Raw genomic sequence first — 20,992 nt, 5'->3', positions numbered from 1 at the left:
TTTTAAGATTTTTTGACTCTGCTTCTGGATACGAGAAGAACCATATAGCAAAGCAATCCGAACAGCAATGAAATTAGCAGCGAATGCAATAGCGCTACTGCCAAGTTCAATTTTGTCAGCACCACGAGCATGCCAGTCGTTGCCTGCAGGAGCACAATGATGAAAGCTGTGATCCAGCCCCAGTAAATCGCGCGCTGGTCTTTGTAATTCTTGAATGCGTGCCAAGCGATATAGCCCAGCCAAATGACGATTAAGCCGGCCGCAGCTCTGTGGCCCATTTGGACCCATTCAAACATATTATTCGGCAAAGCGAACTGGTCATTGCGGCAAAGAGGCCAATCAGAGCAAATAAGGCTTGCTTCAGTATGCCGCACTAACGCGCCTGTATAAACGACGATGTAGGAATACAACGTGACAGCGATTGTGTGGAACTTCAGCTTGTTGCCGATAGCCAAACGGTCTGTATCGAATTTACGGTCTACTTCAAATATCAGCAATGTCAATAGTAAAACGGATGCAAACGAAATGAGCGAGATGCCGAAATGCAGCGCCAGGATAAAATCGCCTTGCCCCCAAAGGACTTGGGCAGCACCGATCAATGCCTGTAGAATCAGGAAGAAAACGGCCATAGCTGCCAGGAATTTCGTTTCACGGATATGGCCATACTTGATCCAAGACCAAACCCCAAGAACCAGAATCAAAATTCCGACAGCGCCCGTGACGAGCCGATGGGAAAATTCAATGAGGACTTCTGTGGTGATTTCAGCGGGAATCAATTCACCGTTGCAGCTTGGCCATGAACGGCCACAGCCCATTCCGCTGTCGGTCTTTGTGACGAGCGCACCGCCCAGCAAAATGAGCAGCATGCCGACTGTAGCCGCAACCGCAAACCATTTAATGTATTTACTTTGTTGCAAGGATGCCACCTACTTTTTTCTATAGAAAACTTTTATAATATGTCCGTTGCCTGCATACTCGATAATAGCGAAAGTTATTGGAAAACACAACGGAAAATCAGCAATAGCGGAAACTTTCAAGATTTGGACATAATAGAAGGGTCCTTCACAAACTGTTCAAAAACAAATCTTTTTCTATCTTAAAATAACGTGGATACTAATGTATGATAAGAGGAGCGTATTTCTGAGACAAATTACATGAAAACATCGCTTTTATCGGGAAATTTCAGTTATATGTAGAAAATGGGCTGGAATTTAGATATAGTTATGGTTAGCGGAATATGCTTACAACTTTGAAAGGAGGGGGTATTATATGTCAAACGGCCGGTCTTTGTCTGCAGAAACCCATCAGACAACTGAAACGACCACATTTATGAAAGATTTTCTCGCTTTGATAAAAATTGGAATCGTAAATTCGAATTTAATAACCGTATTTACAGGTTTGTGGTTAGCATTTCAGTTTTCCGACAGGCATTTTCTGCAAGAGTTGGACATCCTCGTTTATACGCTGGTCGGCTCAGCCTTAATAATTGCTGGTTCTGCTGCAATGAATAACTACATTGACACAGACATCGATCCGTTAATGGCGAGCAAAAGATCCCGTCCGACTGTAACAGGAAGATTCAAGCCGTCTGCTGTATTGGCACTCGCTTCATCTTTCATCGTTTTAGGCGAAGTATTTTTGTTCTCTGCTTCTGTATCAGCTGGTGTTTTAGGGATTGCAGGAATTTTGGCGTACGTCGTCCTTTATTCTATGTGGTCAAAGAGAAGGCATGTCGGCAACACAATAGTGGGGAGCATTTCGGGAGCCATCCCGCCGCTTATCGGCTGGGCTGCAGTTGAACCGGCTCTCGGTATGGGCGCATGGGCGTTATTCTTAATCATGTTCGTTTGGCAGCCGCCGCATTTTTATGCATTGGCTATGAAACGCACTGAAGAATACCGTGCAGCGGGCATCCCGATGCTGCCAGTGGTCAAAGGTTTCCACCGCACTAAAAAATCCATGCTTGCATGGGTTTTGCTGCTGTTCCCTCTGCCATTCCTGTTAATGGATCTCGGAATAAGCTTCATCATCTTGGCAACATTATTGAATCTTGGATGGCTGGCACTTGCCATCAAAGGCTTCAAAGTGAAAGATGATTTGAAATGGGCGAAAACGATGTTCATCTATTCGTTGAACTATATGACCATCTTATTTGTATCGATGATCATCTTCGCTGTTTTCGTCTAGATCCAGCATTTCAAACAAATTCATTTAATTGAGAGAGGGGTATGAAAAGCTATGAAAAAAGGGCTCAAAAATTGGCGTCTTTTCGCTTTATTGACAGCTTTGCTCGTCTTTCTGTCAGGATGCGGGCGTGAAGAAATCTCCACATTATTGCCTGCCGGCGAAGTAGCAAGCGATCAATTCAACATGTTGATCCTTTCATCAGCCGTAATGGCATTTGTCATTCTTGTCGTTACTATCATCTATGTTTTGGCAATCGTAAAATTCCGCCGCTCTAAAATTGGCGAAGATGTGATTCCTGAACAAGTTGAAGGAAGCGCGAAACTTGAATTTTTATGGACAGCTATTCCTATCGTGCTGATTTTAATCATCGCTGTTCCAACGGTTTACTCCACTTTCGACCTTGCAGACACGTCTACAATGGACGTAGCAGCTGAAGATGGAAGCATGACCAACCTGACTGTAAATGTAAACGCTATGTTGTACTGGTGGGAATTCGAATACCCAGAACAAGGCATCGTTACTTCACAGGAATTAGTCGTTCCGACAGGCGAAAGAGTTTACTTCAATCTGCTCGCTGCGGATGTTAAACACTCTTTCTGGATTCCTTCTATCGGCGGGAAATTGGACGCCAACCCTGAAAACGTCAACACTTTCTACTTAACGTTCGATAAAGAGTCTTCAGAACTTGAAGACGGAGTCTTTTACGGCAAATGTGCTGAGCTTTGCGGCCCTTCACACGCATTGATGGACTTTAAAGTTAAAACTCTTAGCCCTGAAGATTTCGATCAATGGGTAGCCGCAATGCAAGAAGAAACGCCTCCTGCAGAAGAGACGCTAGCACAAGAAGGCGAACAGCTTTTTGGAGCTGATGGCGCTGGCTGTATCGCATGCCATGCGACTTCTGGTGTTGGTAAAGGCGGAGTAATGCAAGGCCCGAACGTAGCAACATTCGGCGACCGCAACCGCGTAGCCGGCATTTTAGAACATAATGAAGAAGAAGTGAAAAACTGGATTTCTGATCCACAAAAATATAAGCCAGGCAATTTGATGCCTAGTCCGAAAGCTTTAAACGATGGCAAGGATTTCACAGAGCAAGAGCTTGATGCACTTGCTGCTTACTTGATGAGCTTGTCAGTTGAAGAGTAAAAGTGTCGGAGCTTAAAAAAGGGAGGTATACATTGTGAGTTCTATTGCTCAGAAAAAGGGCTTCGGTGCTACCGTTTGGGACTACATGACAACAGTAGACCATAAGAAAATCGCGATTCTGTATTTTATCTCCGGGGGATTATTCTTCGTAATCGGCGGTATCGAAGCGATGATGATCCGAATCCAGTTGATGAAAGCCGGAAACGATTTCTTAAGTGCCGGACTATACAACGAAATTATTACTATGCATGGTACGACCATGATTTTCTTGGCCTCGATGCCATTATTGCTCGCCTTTATGAACGCCGTTATGCCTTTGCAAATCGGCGCACGTGACGTAGCATTTCCGTTTTTGAACTCACTTGGTTTTTGGTTATTCTTCTTCGGGGGTATTTTCCTGAACCTTTCATGGTTCCTAGGCGGAGCACCGGATGCTGGTTGGACTAACTACGCATCATTGGCTATGGCTTCTGAAGGGCACGGAATCGATTTCTACACACTTGGTTTGACGATTTCCGGATTCGGTACGTTGATTGCTGGGATTAACTTCCTGGTAACAATCATCAACATGCGTGCTCCGGGTATGACTTATATGAGAATGCCGCTATTCACTTGGACGACATTTGTCGCTTCTGCTTTGATTTTGCTGGCATTCCCGCCGCTTACAATCGGCTTGTTCTTCATGGTATTCGATCGCCTATTCGGCGCAAACTTCTTCGATGTAGCAATGGGCGGAAATACGATCATCTGGGAGCATTTGTTCTGGATCTTCGGTCACCCTGAAGTTTACATCCTGATCTTGCCGGCTTTCGGTATCTTCTCTGAAATCTTTGCGATCTTCTCCCGTAAACGCCTTTTCGGCTACACGGCATTGGTATTCGCAACGATCCTTATCGGTTTCTATGGCTTCATGGTTTGGGCTCACCACATGTTCACAGTTGGTCTTGGGCCGACAGCTAACGCTGTTTTCGCTCTTGCGACGATGATCATTGCTGTTCCAACAGGCGTTAAAATCTTCAACTGGCTTCTGACGATTTGGGGAGGAAGCATCAGCTTTACAACGCCGATGCTATATGCGATTGCGTTCATTCCTTCGTTCGTTGCTGGTGGAGTAACGGGTGTCATGCAAGCTATGGCACCGCTTGATTATCAATTGCACGATTCTTACTTTATCGTTGCCCACTTCCATTACGTTATCGTCGGTGGTGTTGTTCTTGCGATTCTAGCAGGTACACATTTATACTGGCCGAAAATGTTCGGAACGATGCTGAACGAAAAATTAGGAAAAGTGACATTCTGGTTCTTCTTGATCGGATTCCATTTAACATTCTTTATCCAGCATTTCCTAGGTCTTATGGGTATGCCTCGCCGTGTTTACACGTTCGGGACTGACCAAGGCTGGGATGCTTACAACTTGATCAGTTCGGTCGGTGCTTTGTTCATGGCAATCGGCGTTATTGTTCTAGTTATCAATGTTATCTTGACTACGATTAAAAACGAGCGTGTCGGCAACGACCCATGGGGCGATGGCCGTACGTTGGAATGGGCTATCCCATCTCCGCCGCCATTCTATAACTTCGCCCAAACTCCATTGGTGCGCGGACTTGATTCTTACTGGATCGAGAAAATGGAAGGCAATAAAGAAGGCATGGTTTATGCCGAGCCACTAGGCGACATCCACATGCCGAACGGTTCATTTATTCCAGTTGTTATTTCATTCGGTATGTTCGTAGCTTCTTTCGGTGCTCTGTACCATATGGATGGCGACAAAGCTTGGGCTCTTCCGGTTCTGATCATCGGACTGGCGATCACTTTCGGTTCAATGCTAGTGCGTTCACTTAAAGATGATTTAGGTTTCCATATCACGAAAGAAGAATTACTGAGAGATGCTAAAGGGGGCAATAAAGATGGATCTAAATAAAAAATATACCCCTCAGACGTGGCCGGACCATCCGGAAACGGCAACACTCGAAGGTAAAAACAAATTCGTGGGATTCTGGCTTCTGCTTGCTGCGGAGACTGTAACGTTCGCATCTTTATTCGCCACTTACCTGGCGCTTAAAGATAAAGGGCCAAGCGGTATGGAGTTCACAGCTTCCGGCTTGTTCGAACTTCCATTGGTTTTCGCAATGACGATGATTCTTTTGACATCATCGTTGACAAGTGTTTATGCAATGTACCACATGAAAAACCATAATTTCAAAGCGATGCAGGCTTGGTTGGGCATAACAGTCCTATTGGGCTTAGTGTTCCTAGGACTTGAAATTTACGAGTTCAACCATTATGTTCACCTTGGCTTCGGCTATACGAACAGTGCCTTCAGTTCAGCGTTCTATACGCTGGTCGGAACGCACGGAGCGCACGTTTTGTTCGGTTTGAGCTGGTTCATCGCATTGATGCTCCGCAACGCTAAACGCGGCTTGAACATGTACAACGCACCAAAATTTTATTTAGCCGCATTATACTGGCATTTTATTGACGTAGTATGGGTATTTATCTTTACTGTAGTCTATTTGATGGGAGTGATCGGTTAATATGGCACACGACGTTCATACACCGACAAGATCACATACTGAGTACGAATACCTCAGACGCCAACGTTCGAAAGAAATGCGCAGCCAATTGACGTCATTTGCGATTATGATTTTCTTGACTCTGATCGCATTTACGACAGTTTCTGCGGGCTTCTCGCCTTACCTGATTGTGCCAATCATTCTATTATTGGCCGCAATCCAAGTAGTTTTGCAGCTTTACCATTTCATGCACTTGAGCAATAAAGGGCATGGCACTGTAGCATTCTTTATGTTCAGCGGCATGTTCGTAGCGTTCATCACGGTCCTTACGTTCGTAACGATCGTCTGGTGGTAAGACAGAACCCCTTCATCTTCAATGATGAAGGGGTTTTTTCTTGCTGTCTGCATGGCATGGACTGCTTTTCTTTTTTCAATTGTCATAGTTCGTTCATTGATATACCAAGCCTGGAGCTATATAATGGGGGTACTTGAGGTAAAAGGGAGGTCTACAGGGATGCCGATCAGTATATTTGGATTTCAGGCTTTATGGAGTCCGGTTTACTTAGGAATTCTCGTATTGATTACGATATTCTATTTTGTAGTTACGATAAAATGGAGAGGCAAGTTTAAAGACAGCGAACCTCTAAAACCTAGAGAAGCGATTCTTTTCGTTTCCGGCATGTTGCTGATGTACGCCATCAAAGGCTCACCGATTGATCTGCTGGGGCACATCGTTTTCTCAATGCACATGGTGCAGATGGCGCTGTTGCTGTTATTGATACCACCGTTATTGATTATGGGTATACCGACGTGGATATGGCGCCCATTCGTCAATCTGCCAGTTGTTAAACCGATTTTCAATTTCTTTTCGAAGCCGATGTTGGCATTGATTTTGTTCGGGATGGTATTTTCGTTCTATCACATTCCACTGGTTTTCGATTTTGTAAAATCGGATACGATGCTCCATGCCCTCGCTAATCTTATTTTGTTTGTTTCTGCTATATTTTATTGGTGGCCAGTAGTCAATAATCTCGAAGGGACGTACCGTTTCCACGGTTTGAAAAAACTGGCGTATCTGTTTGGGCTCAGCGTACTTATGACACCGGCTTGTGCATTGATCATTTTCAGCGGCAATCCGTTTTACATGACGTACACGGACGGGGAAGCTTGGCTGCAGGCGATGGCGTTATGCGTACCTACAGGGACGTTGTCGCAACTGAACTTATCAGGACCGGAATTGTTTTCTCCGATGTCTGCATTGGAAGATCAACGTACGGGCGGCATCATTATGAAAGTTTTGCAGGAGCTCGTTTTTACAGTCTTTCTATGGCTGGTGTTCTACGAGTGGCTGAGAAACGAAAACGATAATGCGGATGAAATTACCGCACAAGTACTGCAGGACCGAAAAGATATGGCGATGCACAGACATAATGCTTAATGAAGCAAAAGGGGATCAAGTGAATGAATTTGCCTTTATTACCAACTATTAGTACGTTTTTTATCGTTTTAAGCGCTGTACTTGTGGCGATTGGCTGGTACCTTATCAGCAAACGCAGAATCGAAGCACATAAGAAGTTCATGCTGGCTGCAGGAGTGTCTGCGCTGACGTTCTTCATCATCTATGTGTCACGTACGTTATTCGTCGGCAACACCGCTTTCGGCGGCCCAGACGAACTTAAGATTTTCTACACGGTATTTTTGATCTTCCATATTACATTGGCTACAACTGGCGGGGTAATGGGCCTTTATACAATTTGGCTCGGTTTAAAGAACCGTTTGGACAAGCACCGTAAAATTGGTCCGATCACAAGCATTGTCTGGTTTTCCACGGCAATCACAGGAGTAGCGGTTTACATGCTGCTTTATGTTATCTACGAAGGCGGCCACACGACTTCCGTATTTAAAGCAATTCTGGGCGGATGAAAAGAAACAGCTTGAGAGAAGTCGTTAATTTCTCCCAAGCTGTTTTATTTATGAGCTTAATGAATCCTTTCAGTACGTGAAAACTAAAAAAAGCGCTGTCCCGGAATGCCTATTTCAAGGCTTCCGGGACAGCGCTTTTTATATAGTTAGCTTAAATTTTAAAATCGACTTTGATCATTCCGGACTCACGGGCGGATGTGAACAGGATGACGATCAGTGGGCCGATGAAGAAACCAAGAAAACCGAAAAGCTGCAAGCCGATATACATGGCGATCAAGGTTGCAAGAGGGGAAAGGCCAATTTGCGTGCCCATCACTTTCGGTTCAACAGTTCTCCGGATCACCAGCAGTATGAGTGCCAGAATAGCTAATTTCGTTCCTAGGACTACATTTCCAATGATGAATTGATAGATGAACCAAGGAGCCAGAACAATGATCGATCCGAGAATTGGAATGAAATCGATAAGCCAGATGAACAATGACATCGGCACCGCATACTCAGGAATGATGATGAGGAGACCGATGAGTGTGACGATAAAGATAAGAACGCTCACCAAAAACTGAGCCTTCAGGAATCCGAAGATTACATGGTTCAGCCGAGCAGCCATGAATCGAACTTTTTCTGCAGTGCTTTCCTTTAATCGCTTAAACAGTAATTCTTTCAAGTTCAGCAATTCCAGCATGAACAGGAATAGCGCAATCAGGAAAACGATGAAACTGACAAGAAATGTGGGAATCCCTGTTAAGAGATTGGTAACCGTATCATAGTTAACGATGGTCAGAAACCAATCACGAATTCCTTCCAAAAAGCTTGCCAATTCCGTTTCAATGGAAGAAACCACTTCAACCGGCATGTCTTCGGTAGAGCGCAGGAAGAAACTTTGGACTTCGTTCCACATCTCAGTCAACGAGTTGGCGTATTCAGGCACCATTTTAGTAAATTGAATAATTCTGCCGATCAACTGTGTAACGGTCCAGTATAAGATGCCGGAAACCGCCAGTACAAAGAAAATGAAGACAGTAATGACGGATGTTTTTCGATGCCATTTAAACCGGTTTTGCACGAAAGTGACAAGCGGTTCAAGAAAAATAGCTGTCAGCAATGCGATGATGAGCGGAATTGAGATGGGCAATATGTATACGGAAATCACGATAAGCACCGCAATAACAATCACAGTAGTAAATATGCGTTTATTGAGCCACTTAGACACAGCAATCCTCCTAAAAAGTTCTTATATTATTATAGCAATAATGGGGATTCCCAAATAGGTCATTTCTGAAAAAATTAACCTTTATTTTTTGTTCGCAAGAGAAGAGAAGGTGGATATAGAGAGCTGCTGCTGGCAACAGGTAAATAAAAACCGCAGTTCGTGGTGAACTGCGGTTTCGCATTATGCTTTAATGATGAAGCTTTCAAGGTCTGTTCTGATCGCTTTTAACACTTCAGTGCTGGATTTGATCAAATGTTCTGGGAAGTGCTCGTCTTCACCGTATTCCACACCGTGCGGATAATAATGTTTGCCGATTACCGGCTTCATGACGTGGACGATTGCATCATTTGAATCGATATCGCCTTCAACGGCATAAGCGAATACCCGAAGGTAGAAAGTGCCTTCACGAATCATGAATTTACGATCGAAAGTTACACGCTCGTAATCCCATTGGCCTTCTTTAGTCATACCATGTTTTCTCATAATGTCGTCTAGTAGAGCAAAGTCTACTCGAATGTCCTCAAGTCCTGTATTTTCAAAATACATAGGATCTCCTCCTCAATATCATAACTGACTATACGCTTCTTTAATAATAGATGAAAATAATGCTTGTTGCAATGGCTAGATTGTGTCAGAATACAGACGGCTGTTATAATTATCTAAATAAGGGGAACTTAAATTTTATAAGTTTCGATATTCCGCAAAACAGCTGCAAAGGTATCGATCCAAGAATTGGGACGATACCTTTGCGACGAGCTTGCGCAGGAGCAATGCTCTTTCATGTCTCGAAGCTAGCGAAGCGATGCATAGACAGAAACAATCGTTTTTGCTCTGCTCAAAGCGGCGTATAATCTTAAATTCTTTTGTTCAACATATTTAAATAGTAAATAAGGAGATGATCGATTGAAGGACTTAGTGCGCATCATGATTTTTCTGTCGGTTATCCTGATTGTCTTCTTTTATTTTGATTCTTCCATAGAAGAAAATGATTTGCTTGAAGCGCCGGTCCCTCAAGATCCGCTGCCGGCCGATGATTTGGTGGAAAACCCGTTGGAGCTTGAACGCCCATCCAAAGGGCTGTCGACGTATATCGGACTGCCTGCAGAAGAGTGGCTTGCCGATTATGGTGATCCGTCGCGCAAAGAGCCATCGGCATTCGGCTATGAATGGTGGGTTTATAACCAGTCGTATTCCAGTTATTTGATGGTTGGCGTCAAAGAAGGGGAAATTGTCCAAGTATATGCGGCAGGAAAAGCGGCACAAGTGGAGCCATATACCATCGGACAGACGCTTGATGATTTGTACCGTTTTACAATAGTAGAAAACGAAATATCGGTAAAATACGATGATAGCATATTTACATTCAATTTGGGGCCTGAAGATTTGGATCGGCGTTTACTGATCCGATTTGAAAAAATCTATGCGCAGCTTTATATCGATGAGGAAGACCGCATTCTTGAAGCTGTGAGGTTTATGGATGCAGAAACGCTTGTCAGGCACCAGCCTTATGACATGATGTTCACAGGCGACTTGCTGCCGGTCATCAAACCTTCCTCAACCCAGCAGCAATCAATCGATGCTGCAAACGCTAGACAGATTATCGACATGACCAATGTCTACAGAATCCACCACGAATTGGTCCCGCTGGATGAAAATATGGCTGCCAATGAACTTGCCCAGACACATAGCGAGAATACCGCAAAGAAAAGTTTTTCTTCCGGCCAGGAAGTCGAACTGGAAAGTCTGAACGTTCGGCTTAAGAACGCCGGCATCGGTTTTGAGGAGGCTGCTGAAAATACAGCGTTCCAATATTTTGACGCAGCTGAAGCCGTACATGGCTGGATTAATTCGCCGGACCATCGCAAGGCCTTATTATCGGACCGTTTTGATGAAATCGGGGTGGGTGCGTTCGGAAAATACTATACCCAGATCATGCTGAAACCTCCAGAAGAAACCGCAGAAGCGGAGTGACGGCAAGTCAGCCCTCTGCGGGAACAAGAAAAAATGAACCGGTTGCAGTCGCAATGTGCTTACCGCCGGATTCGAAAATATTGCCTTCGACTACCATCGTATGCCGGCCTTGGCGAATCATCTTTGCCTCGGCTTTGATTTCGTTTTCTGTCGCTACAGCCAAATAATGAATCGTTAAGTTTGTTGTAACCGCAGCCATCCCATCAGCGCATTTGCTGTTGGCGAGCGTACCCATGGCGGTGTCCAAAAGAACCGCCAAAATGCCGCCGTGTGGAATGGCGATATTATTATGGATAAAAGCGGTATTTGGAATGGAAACAATGCTTTTTTCAACAGACGTTTCACGTTTCATGTTTAAGCTGGCACTCAAATAAGTGTTGAATTCGCCTTGTTGCTTTTTCTCGAAGTTTTCCAAAAAATCGGCCAGGATGTTTAAGTCGTCCGGTGTGCTGCTGTCTAAAATACGCTGGAATTGGTTTGTAAGATTTTCCATGGGACAGTCCTTTCGCTATGTATGAATATGATGGGATTTCTGCTATTATTGAAATGTAGAGGAGGAATTCAATATGTTCATGACCTATGAATGGGTTCAAATTACTGACTCTGCAGAAGAGTTGAGCGAACTGATTTTACAATCGGAGCAGGCGGAAACGTATCGCCAAGCTTACCGTGATGTATATAATGATAAAAATCTTGCAGATGAAATCCAAGCTTTTGCAAGGTTGAAAGACCAATATGAAGAAGTTCAACGCTTCGGCAAATACCATCCTGAATACAGCAGGGTGATGAAACAAATCCGTGTCGACAAGCGGAGAATCGACTTGAATGAACAAGTCGCTGCGCTGCGCTTTGCGGAGAACGATTTGCAGGATCTGATGGACCAAGTGAGCTTCATCATCGGCCGCTCGGTTTCAGAAGCCGTAAAAATCCCTTCAAGCAACCCATTTTTCTCATCCGATTCGTCTTGCGGCAGCGGGTGTGGAACGGGTGGAGGCTGTTCGTGTTCAGCTTAGAGCCATAATTATAAAAAAATGTGCAGCGTCTCCGCTGCACATTTTTTTATTGGATTTAATTGTTTTCAGCGTCTTTAACGGTTTGTAGGGCAATGTCCGGGCGGTCTGTAATGATGCCTTTTGCGCCGGCTGCGACTAGAGTCTTGATGGCTTCCGGTTCGTCGATCACCCAATAATGAACAGGAACATTCAGATTCGACAGAAAAGCGATGAAACGCGGCAAATCCAATCGGAACATCGAAGACTTAACCGGAATTTGGAAAACGTCCGCTTTCGGCTGGTACAAATGGCCAAACTGGCTATTAAAGGCAGCATAAGCTTTCCGGACTTCATTTTCGCCAGCGCCGATAGCGACGCTGTTTTGTGCGTATAAATTGAAGCGGTCAATTTGCTCGTCGAAGAAGCTTGTGACAACTACCCGGTCATGCACGCCAAGCGAATCGATCAAACGCCAAAGTTTAGAAGGAATCAAACTTCCTTCGTAGGTTTCTGGCGAATCTTTCATATCGATGTTGATCCACATGTCCGGGAATTTTTCGATCAATTCCTTCAACGTGACAATCGTTTCGCCTTTTCCACGGTAAGGGTTATTTTCTTTATCATCTGCAAAGCGGTAGCCCAGGTCCAGCTTGCGCAGTTCAGGCAAAGCCAGATCGGCAACGCGCCCAGCTCCATCTGTCGTACGGTCGAGGAATTCGTCATGGAAAACGATGATTTCTTCGTCTTTCGTCAGTCGGATGTCGATTTCAAATCCATCCACTCCAAGTTCGGCGGATTTGGTGAAGGCGGCCATCGAGTTTTCGGGAGCGATTGCGCTGCCCCCGCGGTGTGCCAATATGGCCGGTGTTGTATATGTGAGCACTTTTTTGCCAGGGCGCACCTGGGGAGTTGCGATTGCCTTAGAGCCAGCCCATGCGGCAGCTCCGACTGCGACGGCAGCAATTCCTATTTTTGTCTTTTTGCCCATGCGGATAAGAAACCCCCTTGAAAATTCTACTAAAACTATTATAGCGAATCCGGTATGTGAATGTCATTTTTAAATGAGCACGGGCATTGTGGGCATGCCTGCTGCGAGGATTTCCTCAGTTGCGGCTTTTTTCTTACCTATGGTATTGTAGAAGTTAAGAAAAGAGGGATGATTATGCATGATCGCCAAGGCCTCATCGTTTATGTGCATCATTTAAAGCAAGCAAAATCATTGCGGAAATTCGGGCATGTCCATTTTATTTCCCGCAAATTGAAATATGTTGTGCTGTATATGGATCAGGATGTTATTGAAAGCACTAAAACCAAATTATCAAAATTGCCCTACGTCAAGCTGGTGCTTGAATCGCAGCGCCCGTTCCTGAAAACCGAATACGAAAACGCCAAGCCCGATAAGGCGAAGGAATACGATTATAAGATCGGCCTGTAATTATTGCATCGGTGGGATATAATGGTTCAACCGCAAAATAGCGATCAAATGGCTGAAATAAAACCGTTTTTCGCCGTAGGCCGAAGAATGTTTCACATCCATCTTAATCGGCGTATGGCCCAGTGCCTTGACAGCCTCTTCAAAAATTTCGAGGCGTTTTGAGTTTTCTGGAATGCCCTCCCGGCAAATGTAGATCGGCATGAAACCGCCTTGTGCAGTCGGTTCAAATGCAGCAGCCACAGATAATGTGGATTTGCCGTCGTGCTGTTCTGAAACAAATATAAAACCGTGTTTGAAACGGTGTGAATTTGTTGTGATGAGTTCACGGAGTTCGAAGATATCTCCGTATCCTTCTCCTAATTCGATAAAACGCTGTATCATAAAACCACGTCCTTTCCAAAAACCATTTTACCATTAAGCACATTCTTTTCATAAGAAAATCAGTAAATAAGAGGCGATAAAATGCGTGTTGTAGCAGGATCAGTAAAAGGGATTCCGCTGAAAGCGGTTCCGGGCACTACAACTAGGCCCACGACAGATAAAGTGAAAGAATCGATTTTCAATATGATCGGGCCGTTTTTTGACGGCGGCATCGCGCTAGATCTATTTGCAGGGAGCGGGGGGCTGGGAATCGAAGCGTTGAGCCGCGGCATAGACCGTGTGACGTTCACCGATAAAGACCGCAAAGCCATTGAAACCATCAATGCGAATCTGGAGAAGACCAGGCTTGCCGAGCGTGCGGACGTCTTCAAAGCAGACGCGGAGCGGGCGTTGAAAGCGATGCAAAAAAACGGTCTCCAAGCCCGCCTGTTGTTCCTTGACCCGCCTTACCACATGGAAAAGGCTTACGGTTTGATGGATAAAGCTGCAGAACTCGGCTTAGTGACTGAAGATGCTATTGTGGTATGCGAACATGACCGGGATGTGGAATTGAACGACCGCACCCGATTTTTCGAACGTTTCAAAAAAGAGCTCTATGGCAACACCATCATTTCAATTTACCGTTTTCAAGGGGAAGAGGGAGAAAAGTTTGAGTAAAATTGCAGTTGTGCCAGGAAGTTTTGATCCGATTACGATGGGCCATTTGGATATCGTCAAGCGGGCTGCCGCTATTTTTGACGAAGTCAGAGTGGTGGTCATGAATAATTCTTCGAAAAATCCATTGTTCTCGGTCGAGGAGCGCATCGCATTGATCAGTGAAGTGACAGATGCCATTCCAAACGTCAAAGTCGATTCATTCGGAGGCTTGCTCATCGATTATGCGATTGAAGTCGAAGCCAACGCCATTATCAGAGGGCTGCGCGCTGTGTCTGATTTCGAATACGAAATGCAAATCACTTCGATGAACCGGTTTTTAAACGAAAACATTGAAACTTTGTTTATGATCTCAGGCAACCAATATTCTTTCCTGAGCTCAAGCATAGTCAAAGAAGTGGCCAAATATGGCGGCAAAATAACGGGCCTTGTACCGCCAGCAGTTGAAAAAGCCTTGAAACAGAAGTATCAATAAGCCACGGCATACGTGGCTTTTTGTCATTTAGCCTGCAGGGGGGGAAGAAATCGATATGAAAAAGAAAAAATTGGCGTTTTTCGCCATTATTGTCGCTTTAGCGGTTTTGCTGTCATCGTATCCGCTGGACTCCTACATTTCACGGCCAGGCGGTGCGTATGAATTAGGTCCGCTTGTGGAAGTGGCTGGAGGGGACGAAGACGACGAGGGGACGCTCAGCTTGATGACCATCTCGCTGCTGAAGGCGACACCGGTTTTATATGCGTTCGCCAAATTCCAGGACGGCTATAAAGTCATGCCGGCGGATCAAGTCAGAAGCCCGCATGAAAGCGATGAAGAATACAATGTCCGCCAATTGAAAATGATGGCGGATTCCCAGGTCAATGCGCTGCAAGTGGCGTTCGACATTGCAGACAAGCCTTACGAAGTGACGAATAACGGAGTTTACGTCATGACCGTTCTCGAAGGCGGAGCGGCTGATGGAATACTTGAAGCCGGAGACCGCGTCATTTCAGTAGATGACAATCAATTCAGTACACAAGAAGAGTTTGTCGAATACTTGAGCGGCCAGGAAGAAGGCCAACAAGTGGAACTTGTATACGAAAGGGAAGACCGTGAAATCACGGACACAGTGGAACTGGCTCCATTGCCGACTGACCCTGAGCGCATCGGGATCGGCATCGCATTTGTTGAGAACAAGGAAATCACCACAGATCCGGAAGTGACGATTGACTCGGAAAAAATCGGCGGCCCTTCCGCCGGCTTGATGTTCACGCTGGAAATCTTGAACCGGCTGCTTGATGAAGATATCACCAAAGGCTATGATATTGCCGGAACGGGCACGATGGAAAGCGACGGTACAGTCGGGCGCATCGGAGGCATCGACCAGAAAGTAATTGCCGCCGACAACCAGGATATCGAAATTTTCTTTGCTCCGGATGATGTAACTGAAGGTGCGTCGGAATCCAATTATGCGCTGGCCAAAAAAACGGCAGAAAAAATAGGCACCGACATGGAAGTGGTGCCCGTTAAAACGATTGAAGAGGCTATGGACTACCTAGAAGAGCTTCAGCCGAAATAAATCGGCGGCGTCGTGTATTCGCGCTTCAAATTGTCTGCGCCAAGCCCGAGAAAATACATGGAACTGGCATGAATATCGATTTCCCCCATCGGGTCCGCCAAATCGGCGGCACGGCTGATGAGCGGGAGGCCGATATTCTTTTTTTGTCCATTCAGGTAATGGCGACCCGTTTCCGACATCCCCAAAAGCCGCAAATAGGACGGCCCTTCGAATGACCGGAGCTGGTCCCACGTGAACCCTGTATAGATGTGCGTGAGCATGCGTTGAATCCGGGTGCGGGTATAGCGCTTTGATTTAACACGATTAATAAATCCTTCGAATGTGGGCTCCTTTTTCGCCGATTCGAAAATCAGGTGTTCAATTCCTTCCGCAACTTCCGAGAAACGTTTTATATTATGGGGGCGTTCTTTCAGGATGCTATAGCGCAGCAACGGATAAAATTGAGTCCAGCTGCCAAAAGCGCCGTAATCCTCATGAAAGGCTTTCAAAGCCGACAGTGAAGGGGCGGGCAGGTAATTTTCAATCCCTTCCAGGGAGCCTTCTTCGAAAAAAGCGCGCCGGATGCCAGTGGCGCTCGCGATGTTCGAGCCTGGTTGAATCGGATCATGGTAGCCAGCGGCGATCCGCTGGATGGTCAAAGGCTTGATGGTGGAGCCGCTTTTCTGGGCAGCTTCAATATAATGAAAGCCCAAAATATTATTCGGTTTCGCCAAATCGGCAAATCCGCTGCGAGAACCGGTGAGGCTGTGGTAAGCTTCGTTCAACGCCTTTGGATAGCTGATACCGGTTTGGACGGCTTCATGAATCGATCGTTCATAAGTATCACGCTGGCTGTCCAGCAGCTCCCAAGTGTTCAAGAAAGGTTCGATAGAGCCTTCTTCGCTGCCGAAACAGAAAGATTCACAGCCTGCAGCTCCCAACAGCTCAATCGCGCCTTTTGCAAAATCGGACGCCTGTGCAGTTGCATAGACATATGGCAATTCAAAGACGATATCGATTCCTGAGGCAAGCGCCATTTCCGTCCGCGTCCATTTATCAGCGAACGCCGGCTCACCGCGCTGAAGAAATTGCCCGCTCATTACGGCAATCACCACATCTGCGCCAGCCTTCTGCCGTGCTTGCTGCGCGTGGTACAGATGGCCGTTGTGAAACGGATTATATTCAACAACAATGCCTGTAGCTTTCATTTAATTCTCCCCTTTGGTAAACTTACAATACAGTTTACTGATATCAGGTACACCCTGACAAGATTTTATCTTGACATCCTTTTCTGTACATTATACAATAAACTTTGTTGTCTTAGAGGTGATACTTTATGAAAATCGCGATTCAACAGCTTCAGAAGCATCGCAAAGACGGAATGCCAATTGACGAAACTGTTCGGCTTGATGCAGTGAAAAAGCGCAATAGCGATATTCGCGAAATTTCAGCTGTGCGGGTCACAGGAAAGTGTACAGTTGGTTCACAACAAACGACGTGCAAGCTCCATCTCGAAGGCATGTTAATCTTGCCTTGTGCACGAACTTGGGAAGATGTTGAATTCCCTATCGACATTGAATCGGTTGAAATCTTCTCTTGGTCCGAAAAAGACCGGGGAAGCAAGGATGAAAATGTTCATTTTGTAGACGCTGAAACAATTGATCTTCAGCCGATACTCGAAGAACTGGTCCTGCTTGAGATTCCGATACAAGTCTTTAAGGAAGACGCCGATGAAGCCGTTATTAAAGGCGGCAAGGATTGGTCGTACACAACAGATGAACAAGTGGAAGCCGAGAAAGCTGAAGCACCACCAAAACCGGATCCAAGACTTGCTGATTTAGCAAAGTATTTTGATCAGTCAGATGAATAGAATCATTGTAAGGAGGTGTCACCAATGGCTGTACCAGCTAGAAGAACGTCCAAAACCGTTAAAAGAAAACGCCGTACACATTTCAAATTGTCAGTGCCGGGCATGGTAAACTGCCCAAGCTGTGGCGAATCGAAATTGGCTCACCACGTCTGCAAAGCATGTGGATCATACAAAGGGAAAGAAGTTGTAGCAAGCAAGTAAACCAGTATTTGCTGCTAAAAGGCTATTGAGAGGCCATGGCTCTCGATAGCCTTTTTCTCTATCCAAAAATAAGGGGTGGCAAGATGTCATACAAAATTGAATTGGCAGAAGGAATCCTGACTTTTACAATTGACCGGCCGGATATCCGCAATGCGATCAACGCAGATGTCATGGAAGGCCTTGAAACCTTAATAACCAAAGTACATACCTTGAAACCGCGTTTCGTCATCATTACAGCAGCTGGCACGCAGGCTTTCTGCTCTGGAGGCGATTTGTCGGTCTTTCACGAGTTAAAGACAGAGGAACAGGCATATCCGATGCTAAAGCGCATGAGCGACGTTCTTTATGGCATTAAGACATTGCCTGTGCCGGTGATTGCGCTCGTTAATGGGGCAGCAGTCGGCGGCGGATGCGAGATTGCCACGGCGTGCGATTACAGGCTCGTAAGAGAACATGCTAAATGCGGCTTTATACAGGGCACGCTGGCCATTACAAGCGGCTGGGGCGGCGGTACCTACTTATTGGACATGCTGCGCCATGACCATGCTTTAAAGATGCTGTGCGACGCCAAGCCTTATACAGCGGATGAATTGCTGGAGAATGGATGGGCGACAAAGATCATCAAAGAAGATGGCGATGTGGCGGATTTTATCCGGTCGATGAAAAAAATTCTGCCGGAAGTCCACCAAGCCTATAAGGAAATTGCCATCAGACAATGGCAGTCCACTAACCTGAAAGAACGGGTAGAAGCCGAAGTCAGCCGCTGCGCCAAGCTTTGGGCAGAAGACGCGCACCACGAAGCAGTCGATAATTTCCTGTCAAAATCCAAAAAATAAGGCTCCCGCTTGTTGGGAGTCTTTTTTCTATTTAGGCTGAGAATAAGAATTTATAGTTTATACACCGCACCGGGCATGGCTCCCGCCCTGAGTCGAGAAGAATACTCGTCTCATTGCTTCGCCTAGCCCTTGATCGTGCCTTCGCTTAATAAGCACTTTGAAAATAAAATATTTATGTAAATCTGCAATTCTGAAGATACGGAGCAAAACTGCGGAGACGCCTGCGGGAAAGCGAGTCAGCTAAGACCCTGCAACGCTTTTCTATGTTTCGAAGCTAGCGCAGCGATGCAGAAACAGGAGCGCAGCGACGAAGCGGCTTAGCGCTCGCACGCGGCAAAAAAAACGTGCTCCTGCAGCACTGCGTGCTTCGTCGCAAAGGTATCGCCCCAATTCTTGGCTCAATACCTTCGTAGAAGTTTTGCGGAGTATCCATATAATGAATCATCGGTTCAATTTATATATTTAGAAAATTTCGTCCCAATAGTTGAAATCGCTTACAAAATTCGTATATGCTAGAGAAGGGAGAAAAACATTGGGGGTATTTCTAATATGAAAAAAATCCTGATCGCGAACCGAGGCGAAATTGCGCGCCGCATTATCCGCACGTGCAGCCGCCTTGGCATCGAAACGGTCGCTATCCATTCCGAGGCAGATGGGGATCTGCCTTACGTCAACGAAGCGACTGAAGCAGTATTGATCGGACCGAATCCGGTCGTGCAGTCTTATCTGCAAGCAGACAAAATCATTGAAGCCGCAAAAGCGCATAACGCCGAAGCGATTCATCCCGGCTATGGGCTGTTGTCGGAAAACGCGGACTTTGCCCGTAAAGTGGCAGAAGCCGGCCTGATTTTTATCGGACCTTCCGCGGATATCATAGAAAAAATGGGCGACAAGCTCGAATCCCGGCAAACCATGGCGAAAGCAGGCGTCCCTGTAGTGCCTGGAACGGTCAATGGGGTTGCTACGATTGACGAAGCGATCGAAGAAGCTGCTAAAATCGGCTATCCGCTGATGTTAAAAGCGAGTGCAGGCGGAGGCGGCATCGGCATGGTGCGCTGTGATAGTGAGCAAGCGCTCAGTCAGCAGTTTGCGTCTGTCAAAAACCGTGCTAAAGCGTATTTCGGTGATGACGTCGTTTACTTAGAAAAATTCATTGCAGATTCACGCCACATCGAAGTGCAGATTTTTGGCGATGAGCAGGGCAATATCGTTCATTTATTCGAACGCAATTGTTCGGTCCAGCGCCGCAACCAGAAAGTGATTGAAGAGTCGCCGTCACCGGATCTGCCGGAAGATGTGCGCCAGCAATTATGCGATGCGGCGGTCAAAGCAGCTAAAGCAGTCAGCTACACGAATGCGGGGACGGTCGAATTCATCGTTGATAAAAACAATGAATTCTATTTCCTCGAGATGAACACACGCCTTCAAGTCGAGCATCCAGTCACCGAAGAAGTGACGGGCTACGATTTGGTTGAATGGCAGCTCGACGTGGCGGCTGGCGGAACATTGCCATCGCAGGACAGCATCCGCTCAACAGGCCATTCCATCGAATACCGGATTTATGCGGAAGACCCGAAAACGTTCTTTCCATCACCTGGCTTATTGCAGACGGTCGAATGGGGCCAAGGCGCGCGCATTGAAACGGGCTACGAACAAGGCAACACCGTAACACCGTTTTACGATCCGATGATTTCAAAAGTGATCATCACGGGCATTGACCGGGCAGACGCTTTGAATAAATCACAGAATTTTTTCAATCAAGCTTCAATAGTCGGTGTTAAAACCAATTTGCCGTTATACCGTGAATTTATCGGTTCAGAACCGTTTGCTTCTGGTGCATACGCAACTTCCGTGCTGCCGGAATGGATGGAAAAATCAAAGGAGGAACAAAAATCATGAAAGAATTAAAAGCATCAATGGCAGGAACAGTCCTAAACGTATTAGTAGCAGAAGGCGATACAGTAACGCCAGGCCAGGCAGTGGTTATGCTTGAATCCATGAAAATGGAGATCCCGGTGGAAGCTGAAGTCGGCGGCGTAGTTGAAAAGGTCCATGTCGAAATCGGCGGTTTCGTCAACGAAGAAGAGACATTGGTTACAATCGCTGAATAAGCGGAGTTTTTTACGCAAAGGGGACAA

At 45.9% G+C, this 20,992-nt stretch carries 25 protein-coding genes; 18 read left to right on the top strand and 7 right to left on the bottom strand.

Annotation, left to right across the window (positions count from 1 at the left end):
- Nucleotides 1-2: 2 nt before the first annotated feature.
- Complete coding sequence (locus EGV91_RS00680) at nt 3-866, bottom strand: COX15/CtaA family protein (RefSeq protein WP_241666076.1); 864 nt, start codon at nt 864-866, stop codon at nt 3-5.
- A gap of 403 nt (nt 867-1,269) precedes the next feature.
- On the opposite strand from EGV91_RS00680, the gene cyoE reads away from it, so the two are divergent.
- The 7 genes from cyoE (at nt 1,270) to EGV91_RS00645 (ending at nt 7,769) form a co-directional block, all read left to right on the top strand.
- Nucleotides 1,270-2,187 carry a heme o synthase gene (gene cyoE / locus EGV91_RS00675; protein ID WP_135500248.1) on the top strand — a complete coding sequence of 306 codons (918 nt, stop codon included), beginning with the start codon at nt 1,270-1,272 and terminating at the stop codon, nt 2,185-2,187.
- Between the two features lie 51 nt (nt 2,188-2,238).
- On the top strand, nt 2,239-3,333 hold the full coding sequence (coxB, locus tag EGV91_RS00670; RefSeq protein WP_135500247.1) for a cytochrome c oxidase subunit II: 1,095 nt from the start codon (nt 2,239-2,241) through the stop codon (nt 3,331-3,333).
- A 34-nt stretch (nt 3,334-3,367) separates the two neighbouring features.
- Nucleotides 3,368-5,254 (top strand): cytochrome c oxidase subunit I, encoded by a 1,887-nt coding sequence (locus EGV91_RS00665; protein ID WP_135500246.1) that lies wholly within the window; start codon nt 3,368-3,370, stop codon nt 5,252-5,254.
- Nucleotides 5,241-5,867: a cytochrome c oxidase subunit 3 gene (locus EGV91_RS00660; RefSeq protein ID WP_135500245.1), complete on the top strand. Its 627-nt coding sequence runs from the start codon at nt 5,241-5,243 to the stop codon at nt 5,865-5,867. Before EGV91_RS00665 ends, EGV91_RS00660 begins: the two co-directional genes overlap by 14 nt.
- Nucleotide 5,868: 1 nt before the next feature.
- Entirely contained in the window at nt 5,869-6,201 is a 333-nt protein-coding gene (ctaF, locus tag EGV91_RS00655; protein WP_135500244.1) for a cytochrome c oxidase subunit IVB, read from the top strand.
- Between the two features lie 159 nt (nt 6,202-6,360).
- Nucleotides 6,361-7,284, top strand: coding sequence for a cytochrome c oxidase assembly factor CtaG (ctaG, locus tag EGV91_RS00650; protein WP_135500243.1), 924 nt, complete (start codon nt 6,361-6,363; stop codon nt 7,282-7,284).
- A gap of 23 nt (nt 7,285-7,307) precedes the next feature.
- Nucleotides 7,308-7,769 carry a DUF420 domain-containing protein gene (locus EGV91_RS00645; RefSeq protein ID WP_135500242.1) on the top strand — a complete coding sequence of 154 codons (462 nt, stop codon included), beginning with the start codon at nt 7,308-7,310 and terminating at the stop codon, nt 7,767-7,769.
- A 151-nt stretch (nt 7,770-7,920) separates the two neighbouring features.
- On the opposite strand, the gene ytvI is transcribed toward EGV91_RS00645, so the two are convergent.
- Nucleotides 7,921-8,979, bottom strand: coding sequence for a sporulation integral membrane protein YtvI (ytvI, locus tag EGV91_RS00640; protein WP_135500241.1), 1,059 nt, complete (start codon nt 8,977-8,979; stop codon nt 7,921-7,923).
- Nucleotides 8,980-9,159: 180 nt separating this feature from the next.
- Nucleotides 9,160-9,525 (bottom strand): YugN family protein, encoded by a 366-nt coding sequence (locus EGV91_RS00635; protein ID WP_135500240.1) that lies wholly within the window; start codon nt 9,523-9,525, stop codon nt 9,160-9,162.
- Between the two features lie 357 nt (nt 9,526-9,882).
- Between EGV91_RS00635 and EGV91_RS00630 the strand changes: the two genes are divergently transcribed.
- Nucleotides 9,883-10,950: a CAP domain-containing protein gene (locus tag EGV91_RS00630; protein WP_135500239.1), complete on the top strand. Its 1,068-nt coding sequence runs from the start codon at nt 9,883-9,885 to the stop codon at nt 10,948-10,950.
- 7 nt (nt 10,951-10,957) lie between these two features.
- Here EGV91_RS00630 and EGV91_RS00625 read toward each other — a convergent pair whose 3' ends face one another.
- Nucleotides 10,958-11,443 carry a PaaI family thioesterase gene (locus EGV91_RS00625; RefSeq protein WP_135500238.1) on the bottom strand — a complete coding sequence of 162 codons (486 nt, stop codon included), beginning with the start codon at nt 11,441-11,443 and terminating at the stop codon, nt 10,958-10,960.
- Between the two features lie 73 nt (nt 11,444-11,516).
- On the opposite strand from EGV91_RS00625, the gene EGV91_RS00620 reads away from it, so the two are divergent.
- Entirely contained in the window at nt 11,517-11,963 is a 447-nt protein-coding gene (locus tag EGV91_RS00620) for a YlbF/YmcA family competence regulator (protein WP_135500237.1), read from the top strand.
- 55 nt (nt 11,964-12,018) lie between these two features.
- Here EGV91_RS00620 and EGV91_RS00615 read toward each other — a convergent pair whose 3' ends face one another.
- Complete coding sequence (locus EGV91_RS00615) at nt 12,019-12,930, bottom strand: glycerophosphodiester phosphodiesterase family protein (protein WP_135500236.1); 912 nt, start codon at nt 12,928-12,930, stop codon at nt 12,019-12,021.
- 174 nt (nt 12,931-13,104) lie between these two features.
- Between EGV91_RS00615 and EGV91_RS00610 the strand changes: the two genes are divergently transcribed.
- On the top strand, nt 13,105-13,377 hold the full coding sequence (locus EGV91_RS00610) for a YlbG family protein (protein ID WP_135500235.1): 273 nt from the start codon (nt 13,105-13,107) through the stop codon (nt 13,375-13,377).
- On the opposite strand, the gene EGV91_RS00605 is transcribed toward EGV91_RS00610, so the two are convergent.
- Nucleotides 13,378-13,758, bottom strand: a complete 381-nt coding sequence (locus EGV91_RS00605; protein WP_135500234.1) for a DUF7147 family protein — start codon at nt 13,756-13,758, stop codon at nt 13,378-13,380.
- A gap of 81 nt (nt 13,759-13,839) precedes the next feature.
- Here EGV91_RS00605 and rsmD point away from each other — a divergent pair, with 81 nt between their 5' ends.
- From rsmD to EGV91_RS00590, 3 genes are read left to right on the top strand one after another with little or no spacing between them, the layout of a single operon-like run.
- Complete coding sequence (gene rsmD / locus EGV91_RS00600; RefSeq protein ID WP_135500233.1) at nt 13,840-14,415, top strand: 16S rRNA (guanine(966)-N(2))-methyltransferase RsmD; 576 nt, start codon at nt 13,840-13,842, stop codon at nt 14,413-14,415.
- Entirely contained in the window at nt 14,408-14,887 is a 480-nt protein-coding gene (gene coaD / locus EGV91_RS00595) for a pantetheine-phosphate adenylyltransferase (RefSeq protein ID WP_135500232.1), read from the top strand. Before rsmD ends, coaD begins: the two co-directional genes overlap by 8 nt.
- Before the next feature lie 55 nt (nt 14,888-14,942).
- A complete protein-coding gene (locus EGV91_RS00590; protein ID WP_135500231.1) occupies nt 14,943-15,968 on the top strand; it encodes a SepM family pheromone-processing serine protease in 1,026 nt (341 codons plus the stop codon).
- On the opposite strand, the gene EGV91_RS00585 is transcribed toward EGV91_RS00590, so the two are convergent.
- Entirely contained in the window at nt 15,956-17,155 is a 1,200-nt protein-coding gene (locus EGV91_RS00585; protein WP_135500230.1) for a nucleotidyltransferase, read from the bottom strand. The two genes, EGV91_RS00590 and EGV91_RS00585, sit on opposite strands and share 13 nt — an antisense overlap.
- A gap of 128 nt (nt 17,156-17,283) precedes the next feature.
- Here EGV91_RS00585 and EGV91_RS00580 point away from each other — a divergent pair, with 128 nt between their 5' ends.
- The 5 genes from EGV91_RS00580 to EGV91_RS00560 all read left to right on the top strand — a co-directional run bounded on the left by EGV91_RS00580 (nt 17,284) and on the right by EGV91_RS00560 (nt 20,965).
- The gene (locus EGV91_RS00580; protein WP_135500229.1) at nt 17,284-17,817 is read left to right on the top strand and encodes a YceD family protein; all 534 of its coding nucleotides are present in this window, start codon (nt 17,284-17,286) and stop codon (nt 17,815-17,817) included.
- A 24-nt stretch (nt 17,818-17,841) separates the two neighbouring features.
- Nucleotides 17,842-18,018, top strand: coding sequence for a 50S ribosomal protein L32 (gene rpmF, locus EGV91_RS00575; protein ID WP_135500228.1), 177 nt, complete (start codon nt 17,842-17,844; stop codon nt 18,016-18,018).
- Nucleotides 18,019-18,101: 83 nt separating this feature from the next.
- Nucleotides 18,102-18,854, top strand: a complete 753-nt coding sequence (locus EGV91_RS00570; RefSeq protein WP_135500227.1) for an enoyl-CoA hydratase/isomerase family protein — start codon at nt 18,102-18,104, stop codon at nt 18,852-18,854.
- Between the two features lie 549 nt (nt 18,855-19,403).
- Complete coding sequence (locus EGV91_RS00565; protein ID WP_135500226.1) at nt 19,404-20,753, top strand: acetyl-CoA carboxylase biotin carboxylase subunit; 1,350 nt, start codon at nt 19,404-19,406, stop codon at nt 20,751-20,753.
- Nucleotides 20,750-20,965 (top strand): biotin/lipoyl-containing protein, encoded by a 216-nt coding sequence (locus EGV91_RS00560; protein WP_135500225.1) that lies wholly within the window; start codon nt 20,750-20,752, stop codon nt 20,963-20,965. Before EGV91_RS00565 ends, EGV91_RS00560 begins: the two co-directional genes overlap by 4 nt.
- Nucleotides 20,966-20,992: the final 27 nt, after the last annotated feature.

The sequence above is a fragment of the Planococcus koreensis genome (assembly GCF_004761975.1).
Lineage (GTDB): Bacteria > Bacillota > Bacilli > Bacillales_A > Planococcaceae > Planococcus > Planococcus koreensis.
Note: the sequence above shows the minus strand (reverse complement) of the source record. Positions and strands in the feature narration are given on the sequence as shown.